Annotated in this window: 24 protein-coding genes; 7 read left to right on the top strand and 17 right to left on the bottom strand. The window is 63.5% G+C overall.

Annotated elements, in window-relative coordinates:
- Nucleotides 1-9 precede the first annotated feature (9 nt).
- Both ilvM and ilvG read right to left on the bottom strand, forming a co-directional pair.
- Nucleotides 10-267, bottom strand: a complete 258-nt coding sequence (gene ilvM, locus AB5Y53_RS11925) for an acetolactate synthase 2 small subunit (RefSeq protein ID WP_010676086.1) — start codon at nt 265-267, stop codon at nt 10-12.
- Nucleotides 264-1910, bottom strand: a complete 1647-nt coding sequence (ilvG, locus tag AB5Y53_RS11920; protein ID WP_368182115.1) for an acetolactate synthase 2 catalytic subunit — start codon at nt 1908-1910, stop codon at nt 264-266. The genes ilvM and ilvG overlap by 4 nt, the downstream gene beginning before the upstream one ends.
- A 384-nt stretch (nt 1911-2294) precedes the next feature.
- On the opposite strand from ilvG, the gene AB5Y53_RS11915 reads away from it, so the two are divergent.
- The 3 genes from AB5Y53_RS11915 to AB5Y53_RS11905 all read left to right on the top strand — a co-directional run bounded on the left by AB5Y53_RS11915 (nt 2295) and on the right by AB5Y53_RS11905 (nt 5808).
- Entirely contained in the window at nt 2295-3812 is a 1518-nt protein-coding gene (locus AB5Y53_RS11915; protein ID WP_069784600.1) for a YifB family Mg chelatase-like AAA ATPase, read from the top strand.
- Between the two features lie 132 nt (nt 3813-3944).
- A complete protein-coding gene (locus AB5Y53_RS11910; protein WP_368182113.1) occupies nt 3945-4844 on the top strand; it encodes an acyltransferase in 900 nt (299 codons plus the stop codon).
- 7 nt (nt 4845-4851) lie between these two features.
- Nucleotides 4852-5808 carry an acyltransferase gene (locus AB5Y53_RS11905; protein ID WP_368172468.1) on the top strand — a complete coding sequence of 319 codons (957 nt, stop codon included), beginning with the start codon at nt 4852-4854 and terminating at the stop codon, nt 5806-5808.
- Here the strand turns inward: AB5Y53_RS11905 and AB5Y53_RS11900 are convergent.
- Complete coding sequence (locus AB5Y53_RS11900; protein WP_368182112.1) at nt 5754-6239, bottom strand: DUF523 domain-containing protein; 486 nt, start codon at nt 6237-6239, stop codon at nt 5754-5756. The genes AB5Y53_RS11905 and AB5Y53_RS11900 overlap by 55 nt on opposite strands.
- 76 nt (nt 6240-6315) lie before the next feature.
- Nucleotides 6316-6966 carry a DNA mismatch repair protein MutT gene (locus AB5Y53_RS11895; protein ID WP_368182110.1) on the bottom strand — a complete coding sequence of 217 codons (651 nt, stop codon included), beginning with the start codon at nt 6964-6966 and terminating at the stop codon, nt 6316-6318.
- Nucleotides 6967-7040: 74 nt separating this feature from the next.
- On the opposite strand from AB5Y53_RS11895, the gene AB5Y53_RS11890 reads away from it, so the two are divergent.
- Together AB5Y53_RS11890 and pncB are read left to right on the top strand one after the other, a co-directional pair.
- Entirely contained in the window at nt 7041-7676 is a 636-nt protein-coding gene (locus AB5Y53_RS11890; protein WP_045522729.1) for a nicotinamidase, read from the top strand.
- 101 nt (nt 7677-7777) lie between these two features.
- Entirely contained in the window at nt 7778-8956 is a 1179-nt protein-coding gene (gene pncB / locus AB5Y53_RS11885) for a nicotinate phosphoribosyltransferase (RefSeq protein WP_201970049.1), read from the top strand.
- A gap of 74 nt (nt 8957-9030) precedes the next feature.
- Here the strand turns inward: pncB and AB5Y53_RS11880 are convergent, their stop codons facing one another.
- The 9 genes from AB5Y53_RS11880 to rph all read right to left on the bottom strand — a co-directional run bounded on the left by AB5Y53_RS11880 (nt 9031) and on the right by rph (nt 18601).
- A complete protein-coding gene (locus AB5Y53_RS11880; protein WP_010676095.1) occupies nt 9031-9639 on the bottom strand; it encodes a thiol:disulfide interchange protein DsbA/DsbL in 609 nt (202 codons plus the stop codon).
- A 209-nt stretch (nt 9640-9848) separates the two neighbouring features.
- Nucleotides 9849-10838: a serine/threonine protein kinase gene (locus AB5Y53_RS11875; protein WP_368182197.1), complete on the bottom strand. Its 990-nt coding sequence runs from the start codon at nt 10836-10838 to the stop codon at nt 9849-9851.
- Nucleotides 10839-10912: 74 nt separating this feature from the next.
- Nucleotides 10913-12361 carry a cytochrome c oxidase accessory protein CcoG gene (ccoG, locus tag AB5Y53_RS11870; protein ID WP_010676097.1) on the bottom strand — a complete coding sequence of 483 codons (1449 nt, stop codon included), beginning with the start codon at nt 12359-12361 and terminating at the stop codon, nt 10913-10915.
- A 197-nt stretch (nt 12362-12558) separates the two neighbouring features.
- Nucleotides 12559-12822: a YihD family protein gene (locus AB5Y53_RS11865; RefSeq protein WP_010676098.1), complete on the bottom strand. Its 264-nt coding sequence runs from the start codon at nt 12820-12822 to the stop codon at nt 12559-12561.
- 30 nt (nt 12823-12852) lie between these two features.
- Nucleotides 12853-14007, bottom strand: a complete 1155-nt coding sequence (locus tag AB5Y53_RS11860) for a diguanylate cyclase (protein WP_039039690.1) — start codon at nt 14005-14007, stop codon at nt 12853-12855.
- A 153-nt stretch (nt 14008-14160) separates the two neighbouring features.
- A complete protein-coding gene (gene cueR, locus AB5Y53_RS11855; RefSeq protein ID WP_010676100.1) occupies nt 14161-14550 on the bottom strand; it encodes a Cu(I)-responsive transcriptional regulator in 390 nt (129 codons plus the stop codon).
- The gene (locus tag AB5Y53_RS11850; protein WP_368182109.1) at nt 14547-16976 is read right to left on the bottom strand and encodes a heavy metal translocating P-type ATPase; all 2430 of its coding nucleotides are present in this window, start codon (nt 16974-16976) and stop codon (nt 14547-14549) included. The genes cueR and AB5Y53_RS11850 overlap by 4 nt, the downstream gene beginning before the upstream one ends.
- A gap of 179 nt (nt 16977-17155) precedes the next feature.
- Complete coding sequence (gene pyrE / locus AB5Y53_RS11845; protein ID WP_368182107.1) at nt 17156-17809, bottom strand: orotate phosphoribosyltransferase; 654 nt, start codon at nt 17807-17809, stop codon at nt 17156-17158.
- 75 nt (nt 17810-17884) lie between these two features.
- Nucleotides 17885-18601, bottom strand: a complete 717-nt coding sequence (gene rph, locus AB5Y53_RS11840; RefSeq protein ID WP_368182106.1) for a ribonuclease PH — start codon at nt 18599-18601, stop codon at nt 17885-17887.
- Nucleotides 18602-18747: 146 nt separating this feature from the next.
- Here rph and AB5Y53_RS11835 point away from each other — a divergent pair, with 146 nt between their 5' ends.
- On the top strand, nt 18748-19611 hold the full coding sequence (locus AB5Y53_RS11835) for a YicC/YloC family endoribonuclease (RefSeq protein ID WP_010676104.1): 864 nt from the start codon (nt 18748-18750) through the stop codon (nt 19609-19611).
- 317 nt (nt 19612-19928) lie between these two features.
- Here the strand turns inward: AB5Y53_RS11835 and AB5Y53_RS11830 are convergent, their stop codons facing one another.
- From AB5Y53_RS11830 to waaF, 3 genes are all read right to left on the bottom strand, one after another.
- A complete protein-coding gene (locus AB5Y53_RS11830; protein WP_368182104.1) occupies nt 19929-20807 on the bottom strand; it encodes a DMT family transporter in 879 nt (292 codons plus the stop codon).
- A 111-nt stretch (nt 20808-20918) separates the two neighbouring features.
- Nucleotides 20919-22187 carry a lipid IV(A) 3-deoxy-D-manno-octulosonic acid transferase gene (gene waaA / locus AB5Y53_RS11825; protein WP_368182103.1) on the bottom strand — a complete coding sequence of 423 codons (1269 nt, stop codon included), beginning with the start codon at nt 22185-22187 and terminating at the stop codon, nt 20919-20921.
- A 1-nt stretch (nt 22188) separates the two neighbouring features.
- The gene (gene waaF / locus AB5Y53_RS11820) at nt 22189-23286 is read right to left on the bottom strand and encodes a lipopolysaccharide heptosyltransferase II (protein ID WP_368182101.1); all 1098 of its coding nucleotides are present in this window, start codon (nt 23284-23286) and stop codon (nt 22189-22191) included.
- 339 nt (nt 23287-23625) lie between these two features.
- On the opposite strand from waaF, the gene AB5Y53_RS11815 reads away from it, so the two are divergent.
- On the top strand, nt 23626-24402 hold the full coding sequence (locus AB5Y53_RS11815; RefSeq protein WP_010676108.1) for a glycosyltransferase family 2 protein: 777 nt from the start codon (nt 23626-23628) through the stop codon (nt 24400-24402).
- Between the two features lie 340 nt (nt 24403-24742).
- Here AB5Y53_RS11815 and AB5Y53_RS11810 read toward each other — a convergent pair whose 3' ends face one another.
- Complete coding sequence (locus tag AB5Y53_RS11810) at nt 24743-25786, bottom strand: glycosyltransferase family 9 protein (RefSeq protein ID WP_010676109.1); 1044 nt, start codon at nt 25784-25786, stop codon at nt 24743-24745.
- Nucleotides 25787-25794 lie beyond the last annotated feature (8 nt).

Below are 25794 nucleotides of genomic sequence, written 5' to 3'. Positions count from 1 at the left end.
CTTGGCTCCTTAAGCTCTGATCCGGGGTTGCTGTTCCAGTGCATCGACCCGGGAGACATCCACCAGCTTCACCAGCTGGCTCCACAACTGCTGGATGGGACGTACCGATTCGACAGTAACCGTGATCCGCAGCTGTTGGCAATCCTGCTCCATGTTGAGGGCGCAGAGATTGAAACCGCGGTGACGGACCACCCGCAGCACCCGTTCCATCACTTCGGGTCTGGGTTGGGCATGGATTTCCAGGGTGCTGGTATTGAGCTGGTTCATGGGCGTTGCTCCATCATCTTGTGGTTGGCGACTCCTGGCGGAACCAGGGGCCAGACATTTTCTTCCTCTGAAATAGCCACATGCAGCAGATAGGCACTCTCGCTCGCCAGCAGGCGATCCAGTGCCGGACCTATCTCTTCCTTGCATGTGATGGTCTCGCCGGGGATGCCGAAGGCGGCGGCCAGAGCGACGAAATCGGGGTTGTCGGACAGATTGGTCTCGCTGTAGCGACCGTCGAAGAACAGCTCCTGCCATTGGCGCACCATGCCGAGGCGCTGGTTGTCCAGCAGCACCATCTTCACCTTGAGCCGGGCACGGCGGATGGTGCCGAGCTCCTGCACGTTCATCATGAAGGAGCCGTCACCGCTCACCAGCACCACCTCGTCATCGGGGCGCGACATCTTGGCGCCGATGGCGGCGGGCAGGCCGAAGCCCATGGTACCGAGGCCGGCACTGGAGAGGTGGTTGCGCGGGCTGGTGAAACGCATGTGCTGGGCCACCCACATCTGGTGCTGACCCACGTCGCAAGCCACCACGCTGGTGTCAGGCAGCTGGCTTGAAAGCTCTTTGAGCAGGGCCGGGGCGTAGATGGCCTGACCCGGATGGTCGTAGCGGAAGGCGTATTCCCGAGCCATGGTGGCGCAGTGCTCGCGCCAGGGGTCGAGGGTCAGCGTCATCGCCAGGGCGGGCAGCACACGCTTGAGATCCGTGGTGATGCCCACATCGGCGGCGCGGCGCTTGCCGAACTCGGCGGCGTCCACATCCAGGTGGATCACCTTCGCCTCGGGGGCAAACTCTTCCAGCTTGCCGGTCACCCGATCATCGAAACGGGCGCCTACCACCACCAGCAGATCGCACTGCTGTACCGCCAGGTTGGCGGCCTTGGTACCGTGCATGCCGAGCATGCCCAGATAAACGGGGCTGTCAGGGTCGAGGGCACCTATCCCCTTGAGGGTGGTGACCGCCGGCATCCCCGTGGTGGCGGCAAAGTCGCGCAGCTGCTGCTCGGCATTGGCCATGCCCACCCCGCCGCCGACGTAGAGTACCGGACGCTCGGCACCGGCCAGCAGGGTACGGACGACCGTCAGTTCGGCCGGATTCATGGGGTCGGGTTCCTCCACTGCAAACAGCGGGCTTTGAGAGGGAACGGCGGCCAGTTGCACATCCTTGGGCAGGTCGATGAGCACGGGGCCCGGACGCCCTTCGGTGGCGATGGCGAAGGCTTCGGCAATGACCCGTCCCAGATCCGCCGGGTCCGTCACCATGAAGGAGTGCTTGGTGCAGGAGAGGGACATGCCGAGCACGTCCACTTCCTGAAAGGCATCGGTACCGACGGCGGCGCAGGGCACCTGGCCGCTGATGGCCACCAGCGGTACCGAATCGAGCAGTGCCTCCGCGAGGCCGGTGACCAGGTTGGTGGCGCCGGGGCCAGAGGTGGCGATGCAGACCCCCACCTGACCGGAAGCGCGGGCATAACCCACCGCAGCCATGGCGGCACCCTGCTCGTGGCGGCAGAGCTGATGGGCCAGGCCACCGTCATACAGGGCGTCATAGACCGGCATGATGGCCCCGCCCGGGTAACCAAACACCTGGGTCACACCCTGTTTCTTGAGAGCCTGTACCAAAAACTGCGCGCCGTTCATGTGGAAAATCCTGTCCTTTGGTCGAAAAAAAACCCCCGGGCCGTGAGGCTCGGGGGTCGCTTGTTTCGTTCTGTCCGGTGGTGGGTCTATCCCTTGTTCCGTGCAGCCAAACGAGCCCCGAGCGGTGAGATAATAATCACCACTAGGACCACAATAATGCTGACGAAACGGGAGGCCATGTTCATAGTTACAACCGGAAATCCTGTGAAATGGGAGCGGAGCTTGCCGCGAATGGCTATTAGAACTAGCACGGTGATTTTTATTGGGCAAGCACTTTTTACCTGACAAGACTCTGATTTTAACTGCTCTGAAACCTGACAACTGGAACAAAAAACTAATAAAAAACGGTTAACCAGCATATACATCAAACCAAGGACGGTATTTATGTCATTAGCTGTTGTTTATAGCCGTGCCAGCCTGGGGATAGCGGCGCCGCAAGTCACGGTGGAGGTGCACCTCTCCAACGGCCTGCCCGCCTTCAACATGGTGGGGTTGCCGGAAACCTCGGTGAAAGAGTCGCGGGATCGGGTGCGCAGCGCCCTGCTCAACGGCAATTTCGAATTTCCGGCCAAGCACATCACGGTCAACCTAGCCCCTGCGGATCTGCCCAAGGAGGGGGGCCGCTTCGACCTGGCCATCGCCATCGGCATTCTCGCCGCATCCAAGCAGATACCCGCAAAATACCTGCTAAATCACGAATTTTTAGGGGAATTGGCCCTGACGGGCGAGATCCGCCCCGTGCTTGGGGTGCTCCCCTCGGTGCTCGCCTGCCGCGACGCGGGGCGCACCCTACTGGTCCCACGGGAGAACGGTCCGGAGGCTTCCCTCATACAGGATGCCGAGGTGCGCACCGCCCACCAGCTGCTGGCGGTCACCGCCTGGCTGGCCGGCCAGTACGAACTACCGCTGCCGGAACCCCAGAGCGCGGAGACCCTGCCCGACGTGCCGGATCTACAGGACGTGATCGGTCAGTCCCAGGCGAAGCGGGCGCTGGAGATCGCCGCAGCCGGCAGCCACAACCTGCTGTTCATCGGCCCCCCCGGCACCGGCAAGAGCATGTTGGCCAGCCGTCTGCCCGGCATTCTGCCGCCGCTCAGCGAACAGGAGGCGCAGCAGACCGCCGCCATCCACTCCATCGGCGGCCTCACCCCCCGCGCCGGCCACTGGCACCACAGGCCGTATCGCACGCCCCATCATAGCGCCTCGGCGGTGGCGCTGGTGGGCGGGGGTACCCATCCCAGGCCTGGCGAAATTTCCCTCGCCCACAACGGGGTACTGTTTCTGGATGAACTGCCGGAGTTCGAGCGCAAGGTGCTCGACTCCCTTCGCGAGCCGCTGGAGACCGGGCACATCACCATCAGTCGTGCCGCCCGCCAGGTGGATTTTCCCGCCCGCTTCCAGCTGGTGGGTGCCATGAATCCCAGCCCCTGCGGCCATTATGGCGACGGCCAGACCCGCTCCAGCCCGGATCAGATCTTGCGCTATCTGGGCAAGCTCTCTGGCCCCTTTCTCGATCGGTTCGATCTGACGGTAGAGGTCCCGCTCTTGCCCAGGGGGAGCCTGACCGGCAAGGCGGAGCGGGGGGAATCGAGCCAGCAGATACGCGAACGGGTGCTGGGGGCGCGAGAGCGCATGCTGAGTCGCAGCGGAAAACTCAACAATCTGCTGGATAGTCGTGAAATCGAAGATGTTTGCAGATTATCGCCACAGGATGCCGAGTTTCTGGAGGGTGCTATCCAGAAGCTGGGGCTCAGCATCCGGGCCTGGCACCGCATCCTGCGGGTATCGCGCACCATCGCCGATCTGGCGGGACACGCCACCATCGAGAGAGCGCATCTGATCGAAGCCCTGGGCTATCGTGCCATGGACAGGCTGTTGTCACGGCTGCGCGGGGGCCAGTGAGCGGGGGAACGGCAGCAGCCACCTCCCGACTCGGAAAGGGCGCCACCATGGTCTAGTCGTGGGCCGGCTGATATTATGGCCACAGATCTGACCACTTGGTTGCCATCCACCGATACGAAGACGGATTCCACCATGCCCAACAAGCTGATAGAGCGACTGCGCGGCAGCCTCTCGACCCTGCTCTATTTCATCAACACCCTGTTCTGGTTTGTCCCCGTCCTGCTGCTTGGCCTCATCAAGCTGCTGCTGCCCTTCAAGGGGGGGCGACGTCTCTGCAACACGCTCCTGGACGGCTGCGCCACCCACTGGATAGGTTTTAACAATCTGATCCAGAAAACCATCATCAACACCCCTTTCGATGTGGTCGGAGTGGACAAAGGGCGCCGGAATGAGTGGTATATGGTGATTGCCAACCACCAATCCTGGGTCGACATACTGGTATTGCAGCGGATTTTTAATCAAAAAATCCCCTTCCTGAAGTTTTTCCTCAAGAAAGAACTGATTTGGGTACCTTTTCTCGGTCTGGCCTGGTGGGCGCTGGATTTCCCATTCATGCGGCGTTATTCCCGAAAATTTCTGGAAAAGCACCCGCATCTGAGGGGAAAAGACATAGAAACCACGCGCAAGGCGTGTGCCCATTTCCGCCATATGCCGGTGAGTGTGATGAACTTCGTGGAAGGGACCCGCTTCACCGTCGGCAAGCACGACAAGCAAGGGGCACCCTATCGTCATCTGCTGCACCCGAGAGCAGGGGGCATCGCCTTCACCCTGGCGGCCATGGGGGATCAACTGCACAAGCTGGTGGATGTGACCATCGCCTATCCCGGCGGCGTCCCCAGCTACTGGGACTTCATGTGCGGTCGGGTCAAGGAGATCAAGGTTCGGGTCCGCTTTCTGCCGATCGAACGCAATCTGGTGGGGGATTACTTCAATGACCCCGAGTTCCAACAAGAGTTTCAACAGTGGTTGAACGGGATCTGGCACGAGAAGGACCAGACCCTGGATAAGCTGCTGGCGGACAAGACGCAGTAAGACACTCATGCCAAACCTGCTCCCGGGCCCCCTGGTGCTGTTCATCAGCGCCGGTCTGACCATACTGTTTACCGCCCTATGTGCCAGCCTGATCCTGCTGGTTTCTCTGGCCAAACTGCTGCTGCCCGTGCCGGCCTTTGGTCGCGCCTGCAGCCGGCTCAACAATCGCTTCATGGGCCTGTGGCTCGGTTGCAACGCCCAGGTGATCCGCCTCACTACCCGCATCGACTGGCAGATTGAGGACAATACCCGGCTGCGCAAGGATGGCTGGTATCTCATCATCAGCAACCACATGAGCTGGACCGATATCGTGGTGCTCGGCCACCTGTTTCGCAATCGGCTGCCGGTGCCCAAGTTCTTCATGAAGCACGAGCTCATTTACATCCCGCTGCTGGGGCTCGCGTGCTGGGGGCTGGACATGCCCTTTATGCGCCGCTATTCGAGAGAGTTTCTGTTAAGAAATCCACATCTGCGGGGCAAGGATATCGAGACCACCCGCAACGCCTGCGAGAAGTTTCGCCACATTCCCACCACCGTCATCAACTTCGTGGAGGGGACCCGCTTCACCGATCAGAAGCGCGAGGCCGCCCGCTCCCGCTATCGCCATCTCATGCCCCCCAAGGCGGCAGGACTCGCCTTCACCCTGGCAGCCATGGGCGATCAGTTTGACAGCCTGATCAACGTCACCATCAGCTACCCGGACAACCCCGACACCCCCTTCAAGGATTTCCTGATGGGGAAGATGAAGCGCATCCGGGTGCGAATCGAGGAGCTGCCGGTGGACGAGCAACTGGTGGGGGATTACTTCAACGACAAGCAGTTTAAACGCGGTTTCCAGGAGTGGCTGAACGCACGCTGGAAGGAAAAAGACGACGTGCTGGCGCAGTGGCAGGCGGCCGATGCGGCGGCTCAGACCGATCCGCAGGCAGCCAAGGCGAGCGCCGAGGCCAGCTCGGGCAGCTGATCCTCGCTGAACACCGCGATGCCATGGCGGCGCAGCAAAGCCGTGGTCTTGCCCTCTCCCGCCAGTGAAACCCCTTCGAAGCTGCCATTGTAGATGCGACCGCTGCCGCAGGAGGGGCTCCCCTCCTTCAGAAGGGCGAAGCGAATGCCCTCCTGCTGACAGAGGGCCAGCGCAAGGGCGGCGCCCCGATCGAACTCCTCCGTCACATCCAGCCCGCTTTCGGTGACCACCCGCTCCCCCTGGCGCTCGGCAGGGGGGCGTGGCGTCGGAAGGCCACCCGCCACCTCGGGGCAGAAGGCCAGCGCCCGCCCCTCGGCTCCCAGCGCCTGCAGCCAGTCGCTGACAATCCCCTTGCTCTGGCCGTCGTAACGTACTGGCTGCCCCAGCAGACAGGCGCTCACCAGCACCTTGTGCATTCCCGTCTCTCCCATGCTTTCACTTCCTGTGTGAGGTGCCAGTGCACCAGACCCGCTATGGGGTGACAATCCGGCTTTCGCAGACATCGGCTTATGCTTCCGCACCGTGCATCACCTGATCGAACATGACGCAACAGGGGGTCTCCAGCCGATAGAGGATGGCGGGACGTTGCTTGCCGGTGCGCTTGCGCCCTGTGTCCACCAGGATGTCGGCACGGTGGAGCCGCTTGCGAAATGCGGCCGTGTTCATGGGGGTCTGCAGGACGATCTCGAACGCCCGCTGCACCTCGGAGAGGGTGAATTCTGCCCCCAGCAGATGCAGCGGCAGGGTGCTGTAACGGCTCTTGATGCGCAGCCGCTCCAGCCCCATGGCGACCAGCTTGCCGTGATCGAAGGCGAGTTGCAGGCCGGGCAGATCATCCAGAGGATGCCAGTGACCGCGCACCGCCCCCCCATCGGGATCCGCCAGACAGAGATAGACCAGGGTGGTGGACCAGCCGCGGGGATCCCGCTCCAGGTTGCCGAGGGTACAGACCTGCTCGCTGTAGCAGTGCTCCAGCCCCCACTCTGCCAGCAGGCGATGGCGAGCCGCGTCCAGATCCCGATCCCGGGTCTCGTCGATGCGCAGGGCCGGCAACTGCCAGCAGTGGGCAAAGGGGGGGCGATCCCGGGTCTCGAGAAGCAGTTCGAGCTGCTCCTCGCGCAACCGCAGCACCACCATATCCAGACTCATTCTCGGCATCCTGGTCGACCTGCTCGCCTTCTAATAATGTTTGGTAGATAATATCACAAGAATATTATGTGAAGGAGCCATCCATGGGAATCATCGCCAGCCTGGATATTGATGCGCAGAAGGGATTCACCCCCCTCTGCCCGAACGAGCTGCCCGTCGCTGGCGGGGATACCATAGTGGCGGCGCTCAATGCCCAGGCTGCCCTCGCCACCCTGCGAGTCGGCAGCAAGGATGCCCACCCTGCGAACGCCCCCTGGGTGGTGACCGAACCCGGCGCCATGTTGCAGCCCCTTGCACTGGCGAATGCCGATCTCACCTGGCCGGCCCACTGCGTGCCCGGCACACCTGGGTTCGAGCTGCTCGACGGCCTGCCCGCCCCCATCGACTACGATTTCTTCGTCTGGAAGGGGGTCGAGCCGGACCTGCATCCCTATGGCGCCTGCTATCACGACCTGGCGGAGCGGCGCAGCACCGGGCTTATCGAGTTTCTGCAAGCCCGCGGCGTCACTACCGTGCTGGTCGGCGGCCTCGCCACCGACTATTGCGTCAAGACCAGCGTGCTGCAACTGCGTCGCGCCGGTTTCCGGGTCATCGTCCACCTCGACGCCTGCCGCGGCATCGCCCCCGAGACAATCGACCAGGCCCGCACCCGGATGATCGAGGCCGGCGCCGAGCTGGCCCAGACCCTGGCCGACATTCAACGCCTGCTGGATGCCTGACATGCCTTCCATTTTCCACTGCCCACCCGACACCGGCGCCCACCCGTCACAGATGCAGCCAGAGTGCGTTGCCCGCGCAGCACTCATCACAGGAGCCTGATATGCCTCCCATCCTCCACAGCCTGCTCGACACCGATGCCTACAAGCTGCACATGCAGCAGGCGGTGTTCCATCGCTATCCGGATGCCGACGTCGTCGCCGAGTTCCACAGCCGCAACGAAGAAGATCTGCTGCCCATGATGGGCCAGATCGAGGAACAACTGCGCCTCGCCGGCTCCCTGCGCCTGACCCGGTCCGAACTCGACTTCCTGGCCGAACGCCCCTTCTTCACGCCCGACTACCTGGACCACCTGCGCCGCAAGCCGCTGGATGCCTCCCTGCTCAAGGTGTTCGAGCAGGATGGCCGCATCAATGTGCGGGTCGAAGGCCCCTGGCAGGACGTGATCCTGTGGGAGATCCCGGTGCTCGCCATCATCAGCGAGATGCGCAACCGCTTCCGCTATCCCCAGTTCGGCGTCAGCCAGGCACTGGAGCGGCTCGATCAGAAGATCGACAGGCTGGAACGGGAGCTGAGCCGGGAGGAGATGAGCGAGTTCAACCTCATCGACTTCGGCACCCGTCGCCGATTCTCCCTCGCGGTACAAGACGCCGTGGTGGGTCGCCTCAAGGAGCGGCTGCCGGCGTTTCGCGGCACCAGCAACTACCTGCTGGCCCAGAAGTACCGGTTGCCCGCGGTGGGCACCCAGGCCCACGAGTGGTTCCAGGCCCACCAGCAGCTCGGCTTCCCGCTGGAGCTCAGCCAGCGCGCCGCCCTCACCAGCTGGCTGGACGAATTCACCAACCACCTCGGTATCGCGCTCACCGACTGCATCACCATGGATGCCTTCCTGCGTGACTTCGACTTCGAGCTGGCGAGCCGCTACCAGGGGCTGCGCCACGACTCCGGTGATCCCGTGGTGTGGGGCGAGAAGGCCATCAGCCACTATCAGCGGCTCGGCATCGATCCTGCCGAGAAGACGCTGGTCTTCTCCGACGGCCTCAACCTCGACAAGGCCGTCGAGCTGCTGCGCCACTTCCGCGGCCGCATCAACACCAGCTTCGGCATCGGCACCAAGCTCACCTGCGATCTGCCCGGCGTCAGCCCGATGAACATCGTGTTCAAGCTGATGGAGTGCAACGGCGGCCCGGTCGCCAAGATCTCCGACAGCCCGGGCAAGACCCTCTGCCGGGATGCGGACTTCATTCGCAACCTCAAGCAGGCCTTCCACGTCGGTGTCTGAGTCAGGCCCGCGAGATGCCAAACAAAAAGCCCGCCGGTTTACACCGGCGGGCTTTTGTATCGACTCAGGAATGATCAGTCCTTCTTGGCCAGCAGGAATTTCACCAGCTGGTTGAACTGCTCCTGGGAAGTGATGGATTCAATCTTCACCATGTATTTGCCGTTGACCAGGAAGGCCGGCACACCGCGCACATTGTAGCTCTCGGTGTTGCGATCGAACTGGGAGACCATGCCGGAGACGGCGAAGCTGTCGACGGCACCGTCGAACTCCTCGGCCGGCACGCCATTGTCCACGAAGACCTGCTTCACGTCGGCGCGGCTCTGGGGGATCTGGCGCTGGGTGTGGATCTTGTCGAAGATGGCCGGGGTCAGCTTGCCTTCCACGTTCAGCAGATTGGCGACGGCGTAGGCACGCTGCATCTCGGGGCCCATTTCACGGCCCAGGAAGGCCACCGGGTTCTTCTTCATCGGCACGCCTTCCGGCAGGCTCTTCTTCAGATCCTCAGCAATCGGCTCGAACTTGGCGCAGTGCGGGCAGAAATAGGAGAAGAACTCCATCACTTCCGGCTGGGCGCTGCCGGTCTGGCTGACCACGTCATAGTTGACACCTTCCTTGAATTGCGGGGCGGCGTGAACCATGGGGATCATCAGCATGGCAGCGAGGAAAAATAGTACTTTTTTCATGACGTTTCCTGTTAAGGGATCACTGTGAGGCACGCCCGGCGAACCGAAGCAGTCCAAGCCTATTGCCTCACCCTCGTGCCGTCAATGGCAAAGGCAGACAGGCGGGACCGCCATCCCGCCTCCCACGGGCACCTTGCCGCTGTGGTAATGGTACGGGCAACACCACCAGCGGACGCCCCGTGGTGTGGCGATCTGCCGGGTTCACGCCCCTACCACTGCGGCATCAGGCTGAGCGGCGGGGCCTTCAATGCCTCGAGCTGATCATGCAGGGTCGCAATCTGCTGGCGCCAGTAGTGTTCGGTGTTGAACCAGGAGAAGTGGCGGGGGAAGGCGGGATCTTCCCAGCGTCTTGCCAGCCAGGCCATGTAGTGGACGATGCGCATGGCACGCAGCGGCTCGATGAGCGCCAGCTCCCGCGGGTCGAACTCCATGAACTCCTCATACCCCGCCAGCAGGGTATCGAGCTGGATCTGCTGCTCATGACGCTCCCCGTTCAGCATCATCCAGAGATCCTGGATGGCAGGGCCTGTGCGGCAATCGTCGAGATCGACAAACAGGGGGCCGTCACGCCACAGGATGTTGCCCGGGTGGCAGTCCCCATGCAGGGAGATGCGCGCCACATCCAGGGTCATGGCGTCGCATACGTACCGGATCAGCTCGTCCAGCACCCCGAAGAAGGACTTGGCCAGCCCGCTCGGCAACCACTCGCCTGCCGCCAGCAACTGACGCGGCTCGTGCAGCATGCTTTCCACATCCAGCGGAACCCGGTGATGAAAGGCATGGCTGGCACCGACGCTGTGGATGCGACCGAGGTAACGCCCCACCCACTCCAGCTGGTCCAGGTTGTCCACCTCGAACTGACGCCCCCCGACGCTCTGCCAGATGGCAAACGGGTAGCCCTGATGCTCCAGCAGGGTCTCGCCGGCAAAGGCAATGGGAGCGGCGACCGGGATCTCAGTTTCACAGAGGTGAGCGGCAAACGCGTGCTCTTCCAGGATCTGGGCCCGGCTCCAGCGACCGGGGCGGTAGAACTTCACCACGTAGCGACGGCGATCCTCATCCTGGAACTGATAGACGCGGTTCTCGTAACTGTTGAGCTCGATAAGGCCGGAGTCGATGCGCAAGCCGCTGAGATCGATGGCATCCATGATGAGATCGGGATTGAGGTCGGAATAGTTGAAACGCATGTCATCCACCATAGAAAAGGGGCGCTGTTGCACCCCATTCTATCACCACTGTCTGCCGTTGCCGTGCATGGCGGTGCGCCTTGCCGTCACAACCTGCTGATAAACTTGCTCGGTTGGCGCAAGGTCCCCTTGCTGTCGTCCGGCGCCGCGCCTTCCCGCTTGAGCACGAACTGGACGTCCAGAGTGGGGCGCTTCAGGTTGAAGGGATCCACCGCCAGACTCACCGGCAGGGTATAGATCTCGCCCGCCTTCAGGGTCACCTCGCGGGGTCCGAACCACTGGTACTCCGGCAGCCCTTCCACGTCCAGCCGGTAGGTCTGGGAGTTCAGGGTCTTGTTGAGGATCTTCAGGGTATAGGTGTTCTCGATGAGCCCCTCGCTGTTTTCCCGGAACAGCTGGTTGCGATCCCGCAGGATGTCGAGCCCCATGGGCATGATGGACATGGCGTTATAGACGAAGACCCCCAGCATGACGACCATCACCAGGCCATAGCCAATCAGCTTGGGCCGCGCCACCTGGGTTTCACTGTGGGCCAGCTTGTGCTCGGTGGTGTAACTGATGAGCCCTTTCGGATACCCCATCCGCTCCATAGTCTGATCGCAGGCGTCGACACAGGCGCCGCAGTTGATGCACTCGTACTGCAGACCGTCACGGATGTCGATACCGGTCGGGCAGACCTGCACGCAGAGGTCGCAGTCGATGCAGTCCCCTAGCCCCAGGGCCTTGGGATCGGCCTTGCGACCACGGGCGCCGCGGGTCTCGCCACGCTGGCTGTCATAGCCGACGATGTAGGTGTCCTTGTCGAACATGGCGGACTGGAAGCGGGCATAAGGGCACATGTGGATACACATGATGGCGCGCATCCAGCCAGCGTTGCCATAGGTGCAGGCGGCAAAGAACAGCACCCAGAAGATGACCCAGCCTCCCGCCTGCAGGGTGAAGAAATCGGGCACCAGGTGGAAGACATCCTGGAAGTAGGCGACGAAGGTCAGCCCCGTGCCCAGCGACAGCAGGATCCAGGCCAGGTGCTTGGCGCCCTTCCGGGCCAGCTTCTCGCCGCTCCAGGGCGCCGCATCCAGCTTGCGACGCTTGTTGGCGGCCCCTTCCAGCTTCTCCTCGAACCAGATGAACAGGAAGGTCCACACCGTCTGGGGACAGAGGTAGCCGCACCAGACCCGGCCCAGGAAGGTGGTCACAAAGAAGAGTGCGAAGGCCGCGATCATGAAGACCCAGGCAAGCAGGGTGAGATCCTGCGGCCAGATGGTGGCACCGAAGATATGGAACTGCTGGTGCTCCAGATCGAACAGCACCGCCTGACGGCCGTCATAACGCAGCCAGGGCAGGAGGACAAAGAGCGCGACGAAGAACCAGCCCATGGCCTTGCGCACCCGCTGCCAGTAGCCGGTCTGGGAGCGGACATAGATGCGGTTGCCGGGGTTGAACCTGTCATCTCCCGCCTTGAAGGTGTTGGGATTGAAAGTCCCGGTGACGTCACCGGTCACATCCTTGATGTCGATCTTGTCCTTGTCGGCCATTGCAACACATCGCTCCACTCATATTGTTATGAAAGCGATTATATCTTAAACAACCTGCTAATTGTGTGGGTTAAATGTATCTATAGTTCGAGTCCCGTCGCAATTTCAGGCAACAAAAAAGGCCCATAGCCAGTTGACTATGCGCCTTTTCACAGATTCTCTTGAAACCTTTCTCTGATGGCGATGTGACGCCCGGATTACTTGATGCCGCGGGCCTTGAGCAGGGCTTCCTTGAAGTCGGGCACGTGATCCTTGGCCAGCCCCGGGATCATCGCCTGCTTGTCGGATTCCCGCATCTTGAGGTGGTAGATCAGCATGTCGTCGGTCAGTGCGGACAGGGGACCGTCAAATCCCGCCTCCTCGGCCAGTTTGGCAACAAACTGCACCAGGCTGAGATCCTGCTCCTTGATCCAGGCAGGCTGCAGCAGTTCCAGCAGCTCTTCGATACGATGACATTGCATAGACGACCTCTTTAATCTGTCTTGTGAAACTCAGGCAACCTTACCCATCAAGGCTACTTCGATACGATCCCGGCCATTATGCTTGGCCTGATAGAGCGCCGCATCCGCTTTCTGGATAAGCTCGGCAATGGAGTGATGCTGATCCGGCACCAGGGTCGCCACCCCGAAGCTGCAACTGACCCGCCCCGAGACCCGGGATTTGTGGTGGGGAATGCCGAGGGCTCGCAACGAGGTACGCACCTGCTCGGCGATCTGCATGGCCCCCTGCAAGGTGGTGCAGGGCAGCAGCAGGGCGAACTCCTCTCCGCCGTAACGGGCAGCGAGATCGTCTTCCCGCCGCAGCACTTCGGCCAGCAGGCTCGCCACCTGTTGCAGGCACTGGTCCCCCACCTGATGACCATAGTGATCATTGAACTGCTTGAAGTAGTCCACATCCACCAGCACCAGAGAGAGAGGCGCCCTGGCACGGTGGCAGCGACGCCAGGCGCGCGCCAGGGAGTCGTCGAGATGGGCCCGGTTGGCGATGCCGGTCAGACCGTCGAGGCGGGACGTGAGCTTGAGGTGCTCGGAGACCGCCTTCAGCTCGGCCACCAGATCCGCATTGGAAAAACTGTGGTAGAGAGAGGCCACCTGATCCCGCCGCAGGCGCCGCAGCAGGGTCGGCAGAAAGACGAACAGATACCCCGCCAGCATGCAGGAGACGATACGCTCCTGGGTGTTGCCGCCACTGAGCTCGAACAACATGGCAAACCCGAGGGGCAGCACGGCCCCATAGAGGGTACGGCGGCTGCCGAACAGCATGATGGCGCTGCCGGTCAGGATCAGGCTGGAGAGCATCATCATGGCGGCACGATAGGTGTCGGGCAGCTTGTCCATATAGAGCAGCACGCCCAGTGCCCAGACGATGGAGGTGATGGTCACCCCGACAAAGAGCTCGCGCTCGAGCACCGGCAGCGGAAGCTCCGCCAGCCTGGGCTGGCGCCAGCGCAGATGCCACCAGCGCCCCAGCAACAGCAGCAGGACCAGACCGAGCCAGCCCAGCGACTCGCTGGCCGGCAGGTAATCGTGGAACAGCAGGCTCCAGCTGATCGCCAGCAGCCCCAGGCAAGGCAGGCTGAAGGAGGCATGGGTATAGAGCTGGACCATGATGGCCCGCCGCACCTGATATTTCACACTCTGTGTCAACTGGGTACTCCCTGTACAAGAGCCGCACAGTTTAACACTCCCCTTTCCTGCTCAACAATCAATCGACCGCTATTAAGCTGCCACTCAGCGCGTCCTCTCCCTCACAGGCCCTGGCAGACCCTTTTCTGCAGGGTCAAATGGCGCAGCCCTCCCTCACCCTTTCTCCAACTCGTCGAGGATGGGGCACTGGGGATTCGCATCTCCGTGACAGCAGCTCACCACCTCCTCGAGGGCGCTGAGCATGGCTTGCAAACCGGCGATGCGGGAGCGCAGATCGACGATTTTCTCCTGGGCCAGCTTCTTCACCTGGGCACTGGTTCTGTGCTCGTCCCGATAGAGCGCCAGCAGCTCCTGACACTCCTCCAGATTGAAGCCGGTCTCCCGCGCACGCTTGACGAAGCGCAGCTCCCGCAGGGAGGCATCCGTATAACTGCGATACCCGTTGTCGCTGCGCACTGGCGACGAGATGAGGCCGATGCTCTCGTAGTAGCGGATGGTCTTGGCGGTCAGGCCGGTGGCCTTGGCGACCTTGCTGATGTTCATGAATGACTCCTTTGGGATTCAGATGCACGCAGGCTGCCCGCCCGGGGCTGCCAGCGCTTCAATAACAGGGAATTGCTCAAGACGGTGATACTGCTCAAGGCCATGGCCGCCCCCGCCAGCTCGGGGCTGAGGTAACCCAGTGCCGCCAGCGGAATACCGATGATGTTGAACACGAAGGCCCAGAACAGATTCTGCTGGATGGTGCGCCAGGTGGCCGCCGAGATGTCGATGGCATCGGCCACCAGCCGCGGATCAGACCGCATGAGGGTGATGGAGGCGGTCTCCATCGCCACGTCGGAGCCGGAGCCCATGGCGATCCCCACATCCGCCGCCGCCAGCGCCGGGGCGTCGTTCACCCCGTCCCCCACCATGGCGACCAGCCCGCTGGTTTGCGCCCGCAGCGCTTCGACTTTTTCCACCTTGCCGGCCGGCAGCACGGAGTCGAAGGCCCCGTCCAGCCCCAGCTTGGCGGCGATATGGGCCACCGGCGCCGGCGCATCTCCGCTCACCAGCCAGCTGGCGATGCCGCGCTGGCGCAGGGTGGCGATGGCATCCGGGCTCTCGGGGCGCAGGGTATCGGCCAGCGCCGCAATGCCCGCTACCACGCCGTCGATGGCCACCCAGACCCGGGTCGCGCCGTCGGTAGGCTGCTTATCCTGCGCGGGCACCTCAATGCCGAGCTGGGCCAGCAAAGAGCCATTGCCGATGGCGACCCTATGACCGGCGACCTGACCGACAATACCGGCACCGACCCGCACCTCCACCGCCTCCGGCTGGGGCAGCACGGCCTCTTTGTCGACAGCCTCGCGCATGGCCAGCGCCAGCGGGTGTTCGCTCGCCTGCTGCAGGGCGGCGGCCAGACGCAGCTGCTCGTCGTTGCCGCTCCAGCTCGCCAGTACCGGCCGGCCCTGGGTCAGGGTGCCGGTCTTGTCGAAGATCAACGCCTTGATGGCGTGGGCCTTCTGTAGGGTATCGACATCCTTGATCAGAATGCCGTGGCGCGCCGCCACCCCGGTACCGGTGACGATGGCCGCCGGCGTTGCCAGCCCCAGCGCACAGGGACAGGCGATCACCAGCACGGCCACCGCCGCCAGCAGCGCCTGACCGAAGTCGTTGCTGATGGCGTACCACACCAGCAGGGTGAACAGGGCGATGGCCATCACCACCGGCACGAACACGGCGGAGACCTTGTCCACCAGCTGTTGCAGCGGCGCCTTGCCCATCTGGGCACTCTCCACCAGGGCGATGATCTTGCTGAGGCTGGAGTCCTCCCCCACCGTAGTGGCTTCAATTTCCAGCACGCCGGAGCGGTTGATGGCGCCGCCCAGCACCTTGTCGCCATCACCGCGCGGCACCGGCAGGCTCTCGCCGGTGAGGATCGACTCGTCCAGCTCACTCTCACCGCTCACGATTCTGCCATCCACCGGCACCCGCTCACCCACCAGCACCCGCAGCCTGTCGCCGCGCAGCACCTCGTCGATGGCGACGCTCTGCCAGCGCTCGCCGCGCCAGACGGTGGCGGTTTCCGGCCGCAGCGACATCAGTTCGCGAATGGCGGACTGGGTACTGCGTCTGGCTCGCGCTTCCAGCAGTTTTCCCAACGAAATCAGGGTAATGATGATGGCACTCGCCTCGAAGTAGAGCTGGCCACTGGCGGCCATCCCCAGGTTGAGCAGCAGATAGAGGCTGTAGAAGTAGGCCGCGCTGGTACCGGTCGCCACCAGCACATCCATATTGGCGGAGCGGTTCTTGATGGCGAGCCAGGCGCCGCGATAGAAGCGGGCCCCGATCCAGAACTGTACCGGGGTGGCGAGCAGCAGCTCCAGCCAGGCGGGCAGATGCCAGGGCAGCAGACCGGCCATTGAGAACATACCCACCAACAGCGGCAGGGTAAGCAAAGCCGAGACGATGACCCGGGTTTGCGCCTGACGGGCGCTGGCGGCCTCCTGCGCTTCCCGCTCCAGCAACTGCTGGCGGCGACCGCTGGCCGAGCCCTGCGCCAGTTGGGCGCCAAAGCCGAGGGCCTCGATCTGCTCGCGCAGGGCCGCGGGCGTCTGCATCCCGGGGACCAGCACGATACGAGCCTGCTCGATGGAGAAGTTGACGTCGGCGGAGATGACGCCGGGCAGCGCCGCCAGCATCTTGTTCAGGCGGGCCGAGCAACCGGCACAGGTCATGCCGGTGATTTGAAACAATATGGTCTCACTGCCGTAGTCATAACCCTGCGCCTTGATGCTCTCCAGTACCGCCGGCAGACGGTCGGGGCTGGTCAGCTCGATGGCCGCCTGCTCCAGCGCGAAGTTGACGGTGGCCGATACCCCGTCGAGCTTGTTGAGGGCGGTCGTGATGCGGCCGGCGCAGTTGGCGCAGCTCATACCGCTGAGCGGCAACTGCAGATGAATGGGTGATTGAAGATGAGTGGTCATGTTGTTCCTCCCAGGAACCCGTCGGCACCACAAAACGCCGACTGGCAAACCCTAACCTTTACTGTAAGGGTAAGCTCAAGCCACATGATCCACTTTTTGCAGATGAAAAAACGGCGCCCGTTTGCTGCCAGAGAACAAACGGGCGCCGCCTTCAACTATTGCGCGGTATACGCGGCGACTCAGATACCGTACTGGGCGCGATAGGCCTTCATGGCCGCCAGCTGCTCGGCCAGCTCCGGCTGTTCGGCCTGCTTCTCTTCCAGATACTGGATCAAGTCGCTCATCTGGATGATCGCGATGATGTGAGCGCCGTAGTCACACTCCACCTCCTGAATGGCGGAGAGCTCGCCCTTGCCCTTCTCCTGACGGTCCAGCGCGATCAGCACGCCCGCCAGCGAGGCGCCGTTGGCCTGGATCAGATCCATGGATTCGCGGATGGCGGTGCCGGCAGTGATGACATCGTCCACCAGCATGATGCGCCCCTTGAGCGGGCTGCCCACCAGATTGCCACCCTCGCCATGATCCTTGGCCTCCTTGCGGTTGAAGCACCAGGGCACGTCCACGTCGTGCTGCTCCACCAGCTGCACGGCGGTGGCGGAGGCGATGGGGATCCCCTTGTAGGCCGGGCCAAACAGCACGTCGAACTCGATGCCGGCATCCATCAGGGCGGCGGCATAGAAGCGGCCGAGACGGGCCAGATCGCGGCCGCTGTTGAACAGGCCGGCGTTGAAGAAGTAGGGGCTTTTACGACCGGATTTCAGGGTAAATTCACCGAATTTGAGGACCTGTTTCTCTAGGGCGAACTCGATAAATTGACGCTGGTAGGCTTTCATTCTGGCTCCTTGCTTGGCTTGTCGTTTACTGGTGTGGGGGTATAAAAAAACGCGGTCAATGCCGCGTTTTTAAAATCATGCAAGTGACTGCTTCTGCAGCGCAATAATGTCGGCAATACCGCCCTTGGCGAGGGCCAGCATGGCCAGCAGCTCCTCGTGGGTGAAGGGTTCGGCCTCCGCGGTGCCCTGCACCTCGATGATGCGACCATCTTCGGTCATCACCACGTTCATGTCAGTCTCGGCGGCGGAGTCTTCGATGTACTCCAGATCGCAGATGGCCTCCCCTTCGAACATACCGACGGAGACGGCCGCGATCATCTGCTTGAGCGGGCTCTGTTTGAGCATGCCTTTCTCGACCATCCAGTTCAGCGCATCGACCAGCGCCACACAGGCACCGGTAATGGCGGCGGTGCGGGTGCCACCGTCGGCCTGCAGTACGTCGCAGTCAACGGTAATGGAGTGCTCGCCCAGGGCACTCAAGTCTACCGCCGCGCGCAGGGAGCGGGCGATCAGACGGGAGATCTCCAAGGTGCGGCCGCTCTGCTTGCCGGCAGCCGCCTCGCGGTTCATCCGGGAGTGGGTGGAGCGCGGCAGCATGCCGTACTCGGCAGTGACCCAGCCCTGCCCCTTGCCTTTGAGGAAGCGCGGCACGCTGGTGTCGACGCTGGCGGTGCAGAGCACGCGGGTGTGGCCGAATTCCACCAGCACGGACCCTTCAGCATGCTTGGTGAAGTGGCGGGTGATGGTTACCGGACGCACCTGGGCTGCGCTGCGATCGCTGGGACGGGACATGGGACTGACCTCTGGGCTGGCTGAATTGGCGCAGGAGTATAAGCGATCGCTACTCAAATATCAGCCGCTAAAACCACCTCGTCGGCTGACGGAGCAGGCCTGGCTGAGTATACTGGCCGCACACTTCATCAAGCCCGGAACAATCAATGATTCACAGCATGACCGCCTACGCCCGCAAGGAACTCAAGGGCGACTGGGGCACAGCCGTTTGGGAAATTCGTTCGGTCAACCAGCGCTATCTGGAGACCTACATTCGCCTGCCGGAACAACTGCGCAGCCTGGAGCCGGTTCTGCGTGAGCGCTTCCGGGCCAAGCTGCAGCGCGGCAAGGTGGAGTGCAACCTGCGCTTCGAGGCCGCCCAGGCCGCCGCCAGCCAGCTGCACATCAATGAAGAGCTGGCCAAACTCATCATCGAGAGCGCCAACTGGGTGATGAAAGAGGCGGGCCAAGGTCAGCTCAATCCGGTGGACGTGCTGCGCTGGCCGGGGGTCATGGCTGCCGCCGAGCAGGACATGGACGTGGTCGCTACCGAGCTGATGGCAGGCTTCGACCTGACCATGGAAGACTTCCTCGCCTCCCGCGCCAGCGAAGGGGCCAACCTCAAGGCGCTGATCGAACAGCGTCTAGCCGGCATCCAGGTGGAAGTGAAGAAGGTGCGCGAGCACCTGCCGCAGATCATCGAGTGGCAGCGCCAGAAGCTCACCGACCGGCTGGCCGAGGCCAAGGTGGAGCTGGATCCGGCCCGCATCGAGCAGGAGATCGTGCTGCTGGCCCAGAAGATCGACGTGGCCGAAGAGCTGGATCGCCTGGAGATGCACATCAGCGAAACCAACAAGATCATGAAGAAGGGTGGCGCCTGCGGCCGTCGTCTCGACTTCATGATGCAAGAGTTCAACCGCGAGTCGAACACGCTGGGCTCCAAGTCGATCAACGCCGAGGTGACCCAGTCCGCCGTCGAGCTGAAGGTCCTCATCGAGCAGATGCGCGAGCAGATCCAGAACATCGAGTGATCTCCCTCATCGATGCACCAGCCCCCGCCACCCGGGGGCTTTTTTATGCTCGTTTCCCGCAGCGCTCAGCCACCTGACTGATGGTAACCCCTAGCAAAGGGAGCCCGACATGTGCCATCACGCAAATCGAGTGATCTCCCTCATCGATGCACCAGCCCCCGCCACCCGGGGGCTTTTTTATGCTCGTTTCCCGCAGCGCTCAGCCGCCTGACTGATGGCAACCCCTAGCAAAGGGAGCCCGACATGTGCCATCACGCAAAGAGGGTCTGCCATGCAGACCCTCTCCTTCTTTTCGATCCATCCCCCGCCCGTGCAGGCTAGACCGGTGACTTCAGCCTTCGGCTGCGCAGCAGCAGGGGGAGCTGGTAGAGCACCAGGGCGCCCAGCACCAGGCCGCCGCCGGCCAGCTTGGCGGGGCCCAGCGGCTCGTCATAGAAGAAGGTGCTTAAGATCAGGGTCCAGACCGGCTCGAGCAGCATCAGCAGGGCGGCGTGGGCCGTGGTCATCCGGCTCAGGGCGTGGGTGAGCAGCCAGTAGCGCAATGTGGTGGCGATCAGGACGCTGGCCGCAAACCAGCCCCAGATGCCAGTACCGATGCTGGCAGGCCACTGCTCGGTCAGCAGGGAGAGCAGGGTGCCGAGCAGTCCGGTCACCGCCAACTGGATGCAGGTGAGCCAGGTGGGGGGGATGGACTGGGCGAAGTGGCGGTGCACCGCGAGCTGGACCCCCAGGGTGGCGGCCGCCGCCAGAAACCAGAACAGGGAGAGCGACACACCCCAGTGGGTGCTGCTGGAGAGCAGCAGCAGGCCAGCCACGGCGACGGGCAGGGTGAGCCAGTAGTGGCGGCCGGGTCTGGCCTTGAAGGCGGCCCAGGCGGCGAGCGGCGCCATCAGGGTGGCCACGCTCATGATGAAGGCGCCGCTGCCGAGGGCATCGCTCTGGCTGATGGCGGTAACCCAGAACAGCAGGCTGGCCCCGAGCAAGGTGCCGCACCCGGCGGCGCGCAGCAGCTGTGAGCCACTGGGGGGCGGCTCGCGCAACCAGGCGAGCGGCAACAGCAGCAGGGCGGCCAGCAGGAAGCGGCTGCCGATAAAGGCGGCGGTGGGCAGTTCGCGAATCGCCTCTTTCGAGAAGAGCCAGCCAGCGGCGGCCAGCAGGGTGACCAGTATCATCAACAGCAGGGGAGCGCGGTTCATCGGAGCATCACAGGGTCAGGGGCAAAGGGCAGAGCATAAAGGAAAGAGGCGCGGATTGTCTCCCGGGGTTTGGCAGACATGCTGGCGGGGCGGCCACCACGCCGCCCCGCCTCAGTCGTCACTTTCCAGGCTGGCGAGGCAATGGGAGAGGGTGCGCGCCAGCGCCCCCTGATTGCGCAGCACCACGGCGCGGGCCTGCTCCCCCATCTCGCGGCGGGCAGGGGCATCGCCGAGCAGGGTGCTCACCCGGTGGCCGAGCGCCTCGGCATCCGTCACCACGGCGGCGCCCCCCTGGGCCACCAGCTGGCGGGTGATGTCGCTGAAGTTGAAATAGACGGGGCCGGTCAGGCAGGGTTTGCCAAGCGCCGCCGGTTCCAGCAGGTTGTGACCGCCCACGGGCACCAGGCTGCCACCGACAAAGGCGAGATCCGCCGCCGCCAGCATCAGTGGCAGCTCGCCCATGGTGTCACCCAGGTAAACCTTGTCGCTCTCGCCGACCGCACTGCCCGCCGTACGCCGCACGCAACCGTAGGGGGCGCACAGCTCGGCCACCCGATCGAAACGCTCGGGATGGCGCGGCACCAGGATCAGCAGGGCGGAGGGGTGGGCCTTGAGCACCCGATCGAAGGCGGCCAGCACCTGCTCGTCTTCCCCCTGGTGGGTACTGGCGGCGATCCAGACAGGTCGTGCCTCCCCCAGTTGCTGGCGCAGGGCACGGCCCCTGGCCTGTACCTCGTCGCCAAACTGGATGTCGAACTTGATGGAGCCGGTCACCGCCAGCCGGTTGCGCGCTATGCCCAGCCGATGGAAGCGATCCGCATCGTCCTGATGCTGGCACAGCAGGTGGGTCAGCGGGCGGCTCAGGGCATCGAAGGCACCCTGGAAGCGACCATAGCGCTGACAGGATCGCTCCGAGAGGCGGGCATTAAGGATGGTCACTGGCAGGTGCCGTACCTCGCAGGCCGCCAGCCAGTTCGGCCACAGCTCTGTCTCCATCACCCAGAGGGCGCGGGGCTTGACGGTGCTCAGAAACGCCGAGACGGCCCAGGGATAGTCGAGAGGCGCATAGCGGTGCACCACCAGCTCCCCGAGCTTGGCCGCCTGTTCGGCGCCGGTGCGGGTGGTGGTGGTGAGCAGGATGGGCAGCTCGGGGCGCTCGGCCTTCAGGGCGCGGATGAAGGGGGTGATGGCCAGGGTCTCCCCCACGCTCACCGCATGGATCCAGAGGGGAGCCTCCTGCCCGGTCGGCGGCAATCGTCCCAGATGCTCGGCCCAGCGCGCCCCGAAGCCGGGCTTGCCTTTTTTGGGCTTGTAGAGCGCCAGCAGCGCCAGGGGCAACCCCAGGTGGATCAGCAGGTTGTAGAGCAACCGGTAGATCATGCTAGCTATTACCTGGTTCAGCAGCAGAGGATTCCACCGGCTGCCGCACTATGGTCAGATCTGCCGTTTCCCCACGCTCCAGCCGATTTCCCGCCTCGATGACCTGTTCCGGCATCAGTTCGATCAGGCACTTGAGGTGGCCGAACTTGCAGGTGCGCTTGAAGCAGGGGCGGCACTCGATGTCGGTGTGGACGATCTCGACCCTGTCCGCCAGCGGTGGGGTATAGAGGGGCGAGGTGGAGCCGTAGACGCCGATCAGCGGCCGGTTGAGGGCGGCCGCCACGTGCATCAGGCCCGAGTCGTTGGCGATGACCCGACCGGCCAGCGCCATCAGATCGAGCGCCTCGTGCAGGCTGGTCTTGCCCGCCAGCACGTGGCAGTTGGGGCGCGACAGGGGGTTGATCCGATCGCGGATGGTGTTGGCCACGTCCACGTCCTTGCCCGAACCGAAGATCCACACCTGCCATCCCTCGTCGAGGTGCTTTTGCGCCACCACCGCGTAGTGCCCTTCCGGCCAACGTTTGGCCGGGCCGAACTCGGCCCCCGGACAGAGTACCAGCACAGGGCGGGCACGATTCAGGCCGAGCCGCTCCAGCGCCTTGCCCTGGTTGATGAGATCCACGTGCAGGGAGGGATGGGGAATAGCGGGAATGTCGTCCCGACTCTTCATCTGCCCCTTGGGGTAGGCCAGAGCCACATAGCCTTCCACCATCAGCGGGAAGGCCTGCTTGTTGCTGCGCATGTCGTTGAGCAGACCGAAGCGGTGCTCCCCCTTCCAGCCGGTGCGCACCGGGATCCTGGCAAACCAGGGGATGAGGGCCGACTTCATGGAGTTGGGCTGGATGATGGCCTGATCGTACTGCTCGGCGGCCAACTGCTTGCCAAGGCGGCGGCGTGCCCCCAGCTTGAAGTCACCGTGGCCAAGCGGCATGGGGATGGCCTTGTCCACCTCGGGCATGCGCTCCAGCAGCGCCACGCACCAGGCCGGCGCCATCACATGGAGCTCGCTGCCCGGGTGGTTGCTCTTGAGCGCCTTGTAGAGGCTCTGGGACATCACCATGTCGCCGACCCAGGAGGGGCCGATCACCAATATCTTCATCGCGCGTCTTCTCTCGGGACTGGCCCGGCTGTTGATCATTACTGGGCGAGATTATGCCCCAAGAAAGGCCGAAGAAATAACAGAAGATACCCGTCTGCTCCCGCAAAACGCCTACCTGGCAGGATCTGCTCCCCCGCGCATCCCTCCTGAGGCCCTCTTCGACCCGGACACGGCGTGCCCTGGGCCACCGACTGCCGGGTAGCAGAGATCCCCCTTCCCCCGCATTCAAAAGCAGGCCCACCGGGCCCTCGGGTCATGCCCCGCGCGGGGTTTTAGGCTAGAATGGGCGCCAATCCGAGCATGACCCGCCCGCCGGGCACCAACAAGAGTCCCTTGCCTGTGAAAAAACCGACCCTGGCGGCCGTCCTGATCGTCAAGAACGAAGCCGACAACCTCCGTGCCTGCCTCGCCTCCCTCGAAGGCCTGGCGGATGAAATCGTCATCCTGGACTCCGGCAGTCAGGATGACACCCCGGCCATCGCCGCCGAATTTGGCGCCCGCTTCTTCGTCAACACCACCTGGCCCGGTTTCGGCCGTCAGCGCCGCCTCGCCCAGTCCCATGTCCAGTCGGAGTGGGTGCTGTGGCTGGACGCGGACGAGCGGCTCACCCCCGAACTCAGGGAAGCCATCCAGGGGGTCATGGCCAACCCGGCCAGCGACACCATCTACTCCATCCCGCGCCTCTCCTGGGTGTTCGGTCGCTTCATCCGCCACAGCGGCTGGTACCCGGATCGGGTGCTGCGCCTCTACCCCAAGGCGCTGACCGGCTACAACGAGGCGCTGGTACACGAGAAGGTGGAGGTGCGCGCCAACATGAAGATCGTCAATCTGCAGGGCGACCTCCTTCACTACACCTACCGGGATCTGGAACACTACCTGGTCAAATCCGCCGGCTACGCCCGCGCCTGGGCCGATCAGCGCACCGCCCGCGGCAAGAAGGGATCCCTCGGCCAGGGGCTGGTCCACGCCGTCGGCTGCTTCCTCAAGATGTACCTGCTCAAGGCCGGTTTCCTCGACGGCAAGCAGGGCCTGCTGCTGGCCATCCTCTCCGCCCACTCCACCTTCGTCAAATACGCCGATCTCTGGGTTCGACAGCAGCCCCAGCAGCCGAAATAGGGCATCGTGCCTCAAACATCGCATTAATCACTCACCCCTTGTTCCAGCGGAACAAGGGGCAAACCCCATTGCCATGGAGCGGGCGCAGCCCTCGCGGGGCCGCTCACGGCGCAAACCTGGGCGCCACGGACGAAAACTGGCCGCTATAAGCCGAATGCATGAATATTGGCAACATGACCCGACTCCGGCTTATACCGACAGGATTCCCCTGCCCGGAGCCTGGGCAGGCCCATCAAGGGGCTGTCGGGAGCCACGCCCGGTAGGCCGGTCTGCCAGCAGGGCTCATCCCCATACAAGACAGGGCCCCGCGGGGCCCTGTCTGTATGTTCTGTGTGCGCTCTCAGCGCTCGGCGCGCCAGAAGGGCGGCGCCCAGCGGGCGATCTCTGCCGCCATGGCCTTGGGATCGAGCTGGCTCATGTCCTCCGGGTGGTCGCTGTCTTCCGGCGGGCTGAAGGGCAGATGGCGCCCCTCGCCGTTGAGCGGCCGCCAGCGCAGCGGCGTCGCCGAACGGTGTGCCGGGAAGAAGCCGACGGTCGGCACGTCCATGGCCGCGGCGATGTGCAGGGGCCCCGTGCTGCCCGCCACGAACAGGGCGGCGTTGGCCATCACCTGGCAGAACTTCGGCAGCCCCTCGTCGGAGCGATAGATCCAGCCGTTGCCCCCATGGGCCAGCAGTTCGGCCGCCAACTGCTCCGCCTTCCCCTCCTCCCCCGGCCCTGCCGTCAGCACGCACTGCAACTCGGGACAGGCCTGGTTGAGCTTGATGATGAGGCGCGAGTACTGCTCGATGGAGAGGTTGTTGGCCGAGCCACCGCTGCCCGCATGCACCATCAGCCAGGGGCGGCTGGCGTCGAGCCTGAGACGGGCGGCGACCTGCTCGCGCACCTGCAGCAGGCTCTCGGGGTCGAAGCCGAGGTAGGGGCCCTGTGGCTCCACCACGGTCTGATGCTGATCGGCGAGGAAGCGGCGCACCAGATCCAGGTTGTATTCGTACTCCGGCTTCTGGGAGCGGGAGCGGCGCTGCACCAGGCGCTGGTTGTAGAGCACCTGGGCCAGCTTGGTGGCCGGGGCCAGCCGGTAGGGAATATGCGCCTTCCACACCAGCTTGGCATTGCGGGTGTTGGAGAAGAGGCAGATGGAGGCATCGAAGGCGGCCGCCTTGATACGCGCCAGCAGGGCGCGTTGCTGCTCCTTGTCGGCCCGGGCACCCGGATCCAGGATGATCTCGTCGATCCAGGGGCAGAGGCGGGCCAAGGGCGCCGTGTAGGCGGGAACCAGGGCAGTCACATGACACTCCATGGAGCGCTTGAGCATGGCAAAGCTCGGCCACGCCAGCATGAAGTCACCAATCTTGTCATTGCGGACTACCAGAATACGTTTCATAAAAAATC

The sequence above is a fragment of the Aeromonas sp. R7-5 genome (assembly GCF_040908015.1).
In the GTDB taxonomy this organism is placed as follows: Bacteria; Pseudomonadota; Gammaproteobacteria; order Enterobacterales; family Aeromonadaceae; genus Aeromonas; species Aeromonas caviae.
Note: the sequence above shows the minus strand (reverse complement) of the source record. Positions and strands in the feature narration are given on the sequence as shown.

What these genes read in the sequence shown, in the direction of transcription:
- ilvM (WP_010676086.1), bottom strand. Translation starts at nt 267, where the DNA reads ATGAACCAGCTCAATACCAGCACCCTGGAAATCCATGCCCAACCCAGA.
- ilvG (WP_368182115.1), bottom strand. Translation starts at nt 1,910, where the DNA reads ATGAACGGCGCGCAGTTTTTGGTACAGGCTCTCAAGAAACAGGGTGTG.
- AB5Y53_RS11915 (WP_069784600.1), top strand. Translation starts at nt 2,295, where the DNA reads ATGTCATTAGCTGTTGTTTATAGCCGTGCCAGCCTGGGGATAGCGGCG.
- AB5Y53_RS11910 (WP_368182113.1), top strand. Translation starts at nt 3,945, where the DNA reads ATGCCCAACAAGCTGATAGAGCGACTGCGCGGCAGCCTCTCGACCCTG.
- AB5Y53_RS11905 (WP_368172468.1), top strand. Translation starts at nt 4,852, where the DNA reads ATGCCAAACCTGCTCCCGGGCCCCCTGGTGCTGTTCATCAGCGCCGGT.
- AB5Y53_RS11900 (WP_368182112.1), bottom strand. Translation starts at nt 6,239, where the DNA reads ATGGGAGAGACGGGAATGCACAAGGTGCTGGTGAGCGCCTGTCTGCTG.
- AB5Y53_RS11895 (WP_368182110.1), bottom strand. Translation starts at nt 6,966, where the DNA reads ATGCCGAGAATGAGTCTGGATATGGTGGTGCTGCGGTTGCGCGAGGAG.
- AB5Y53_RS11890 (WP_045522729.1), top strand. Translation starts at nt 7,041, where the DNA reads ATGGGAATCATCGCCAGCCTGGATATTGATGCGCAGAAGGGATTCACC.
- pncB (WP_201970049.1), top strand. Translation starts at nt 7,778, where the DNA reads ATGCCTCCCATCCTCCACAGCCTGCTCGACACCGATGCCTACAAGCTG.
- AB5Y53_RS11880 (WP_010676095.1), bottom strand. Translation starts at nt 9,639, where the DNA reads ATGAAAAAAGTACTATTTTTCCTCGCTGCCATGCTGATGATCCCCATG.
- AB5Y53_RS11875 (WP_368182197.1), bottom strand. Translation starts at nt 10,838, where the DNA reads ATGGTGGATGACATGCGTTTCAACTATTCCGACCTCAATCCCGATCTC.
- ccoG (WP_010676097.1), bottom strand. Translation starts at nt 12,361, where the DNA reads ATGGCCGACAAGGACAAGATCGACATCAAGGATGTGACCGGTGACGTC.
- AB5Y53_RS11865 (WP_010676098.1), bottom strand. Translation starts at nt 12,822, where the DNA reads ATGCAATGTCATCGTATCGAAGAGCTGCTGGAACTGCTGCAGCCTGCC.
- cueR (WP_010676100.1), bottom strand. Translation starts at nt 14,550, where the DNA reads ATGAACATCAGCAAGGTCGCCAAGGCCACCGGCCTGACCGCCAAGACC.
- AB5Y53_RS11850 (WP_368182109.1), bottom strand. Translation starts at nt 16,976, where the DNA reads ATGACCACTCATCTTCAATCACCCATTCATCTGCAGTTGCCGCTCAGC.
- pyrE (WP_368182107.1), bottom strand. Translation starts at nt 17,809, where the DNA reads ATGAAAGCCTACCAGCGTCAATTTATCGAGTTCGCCCTAGAGAAACAG.
- rph (WP_368182106.1), bottom strand. Translation starts at nt 18,601, where the DNA reads ATGTCCCGTCCCAGCGATCGCAGCGCAGCCCAGGTGCGTCCGGTAACC.
- AB5Y53_RS11835 (WP_010676104.1), top strand. Translation starts at nt 18,748, where the DNA reads ATGATTCACAGCATGACCGCCTACGCCCGCAAGGAACTCAAGGGCGAC.
- AB5Y53_RS11830 (WP_368182104.1), bottom strand. Translation starts at nt 20,807, where the DNA reads ATGAACCGCGCTCCCCTGCTGTTGATGATACTGGTCACCCTGCTGGCC.
- waaA (WP_368182103.1), bottom strand. Translation starts at nt 22,187, where the DNA reads ATGATCTACCGGTTGCTCTACAACCTGCTGATCCACCTGGGGTTGCCC.
- waaF (WP_368182101.1), bottom strand. Translation starts at nt 23,286, where the DNA reads ATGAAGATATTGGTGATCGGCCCCTCCTGGGTCGGCGACATGGTGATG.
- AB5Y53_RS11810 (WP_010676109.1), bottom strand. Translation starts at nt 25,786, where the DNA reads ATGAAACGTATTCTGGTAGTCCGCAATGACAAGATTGGTGACTTCATG.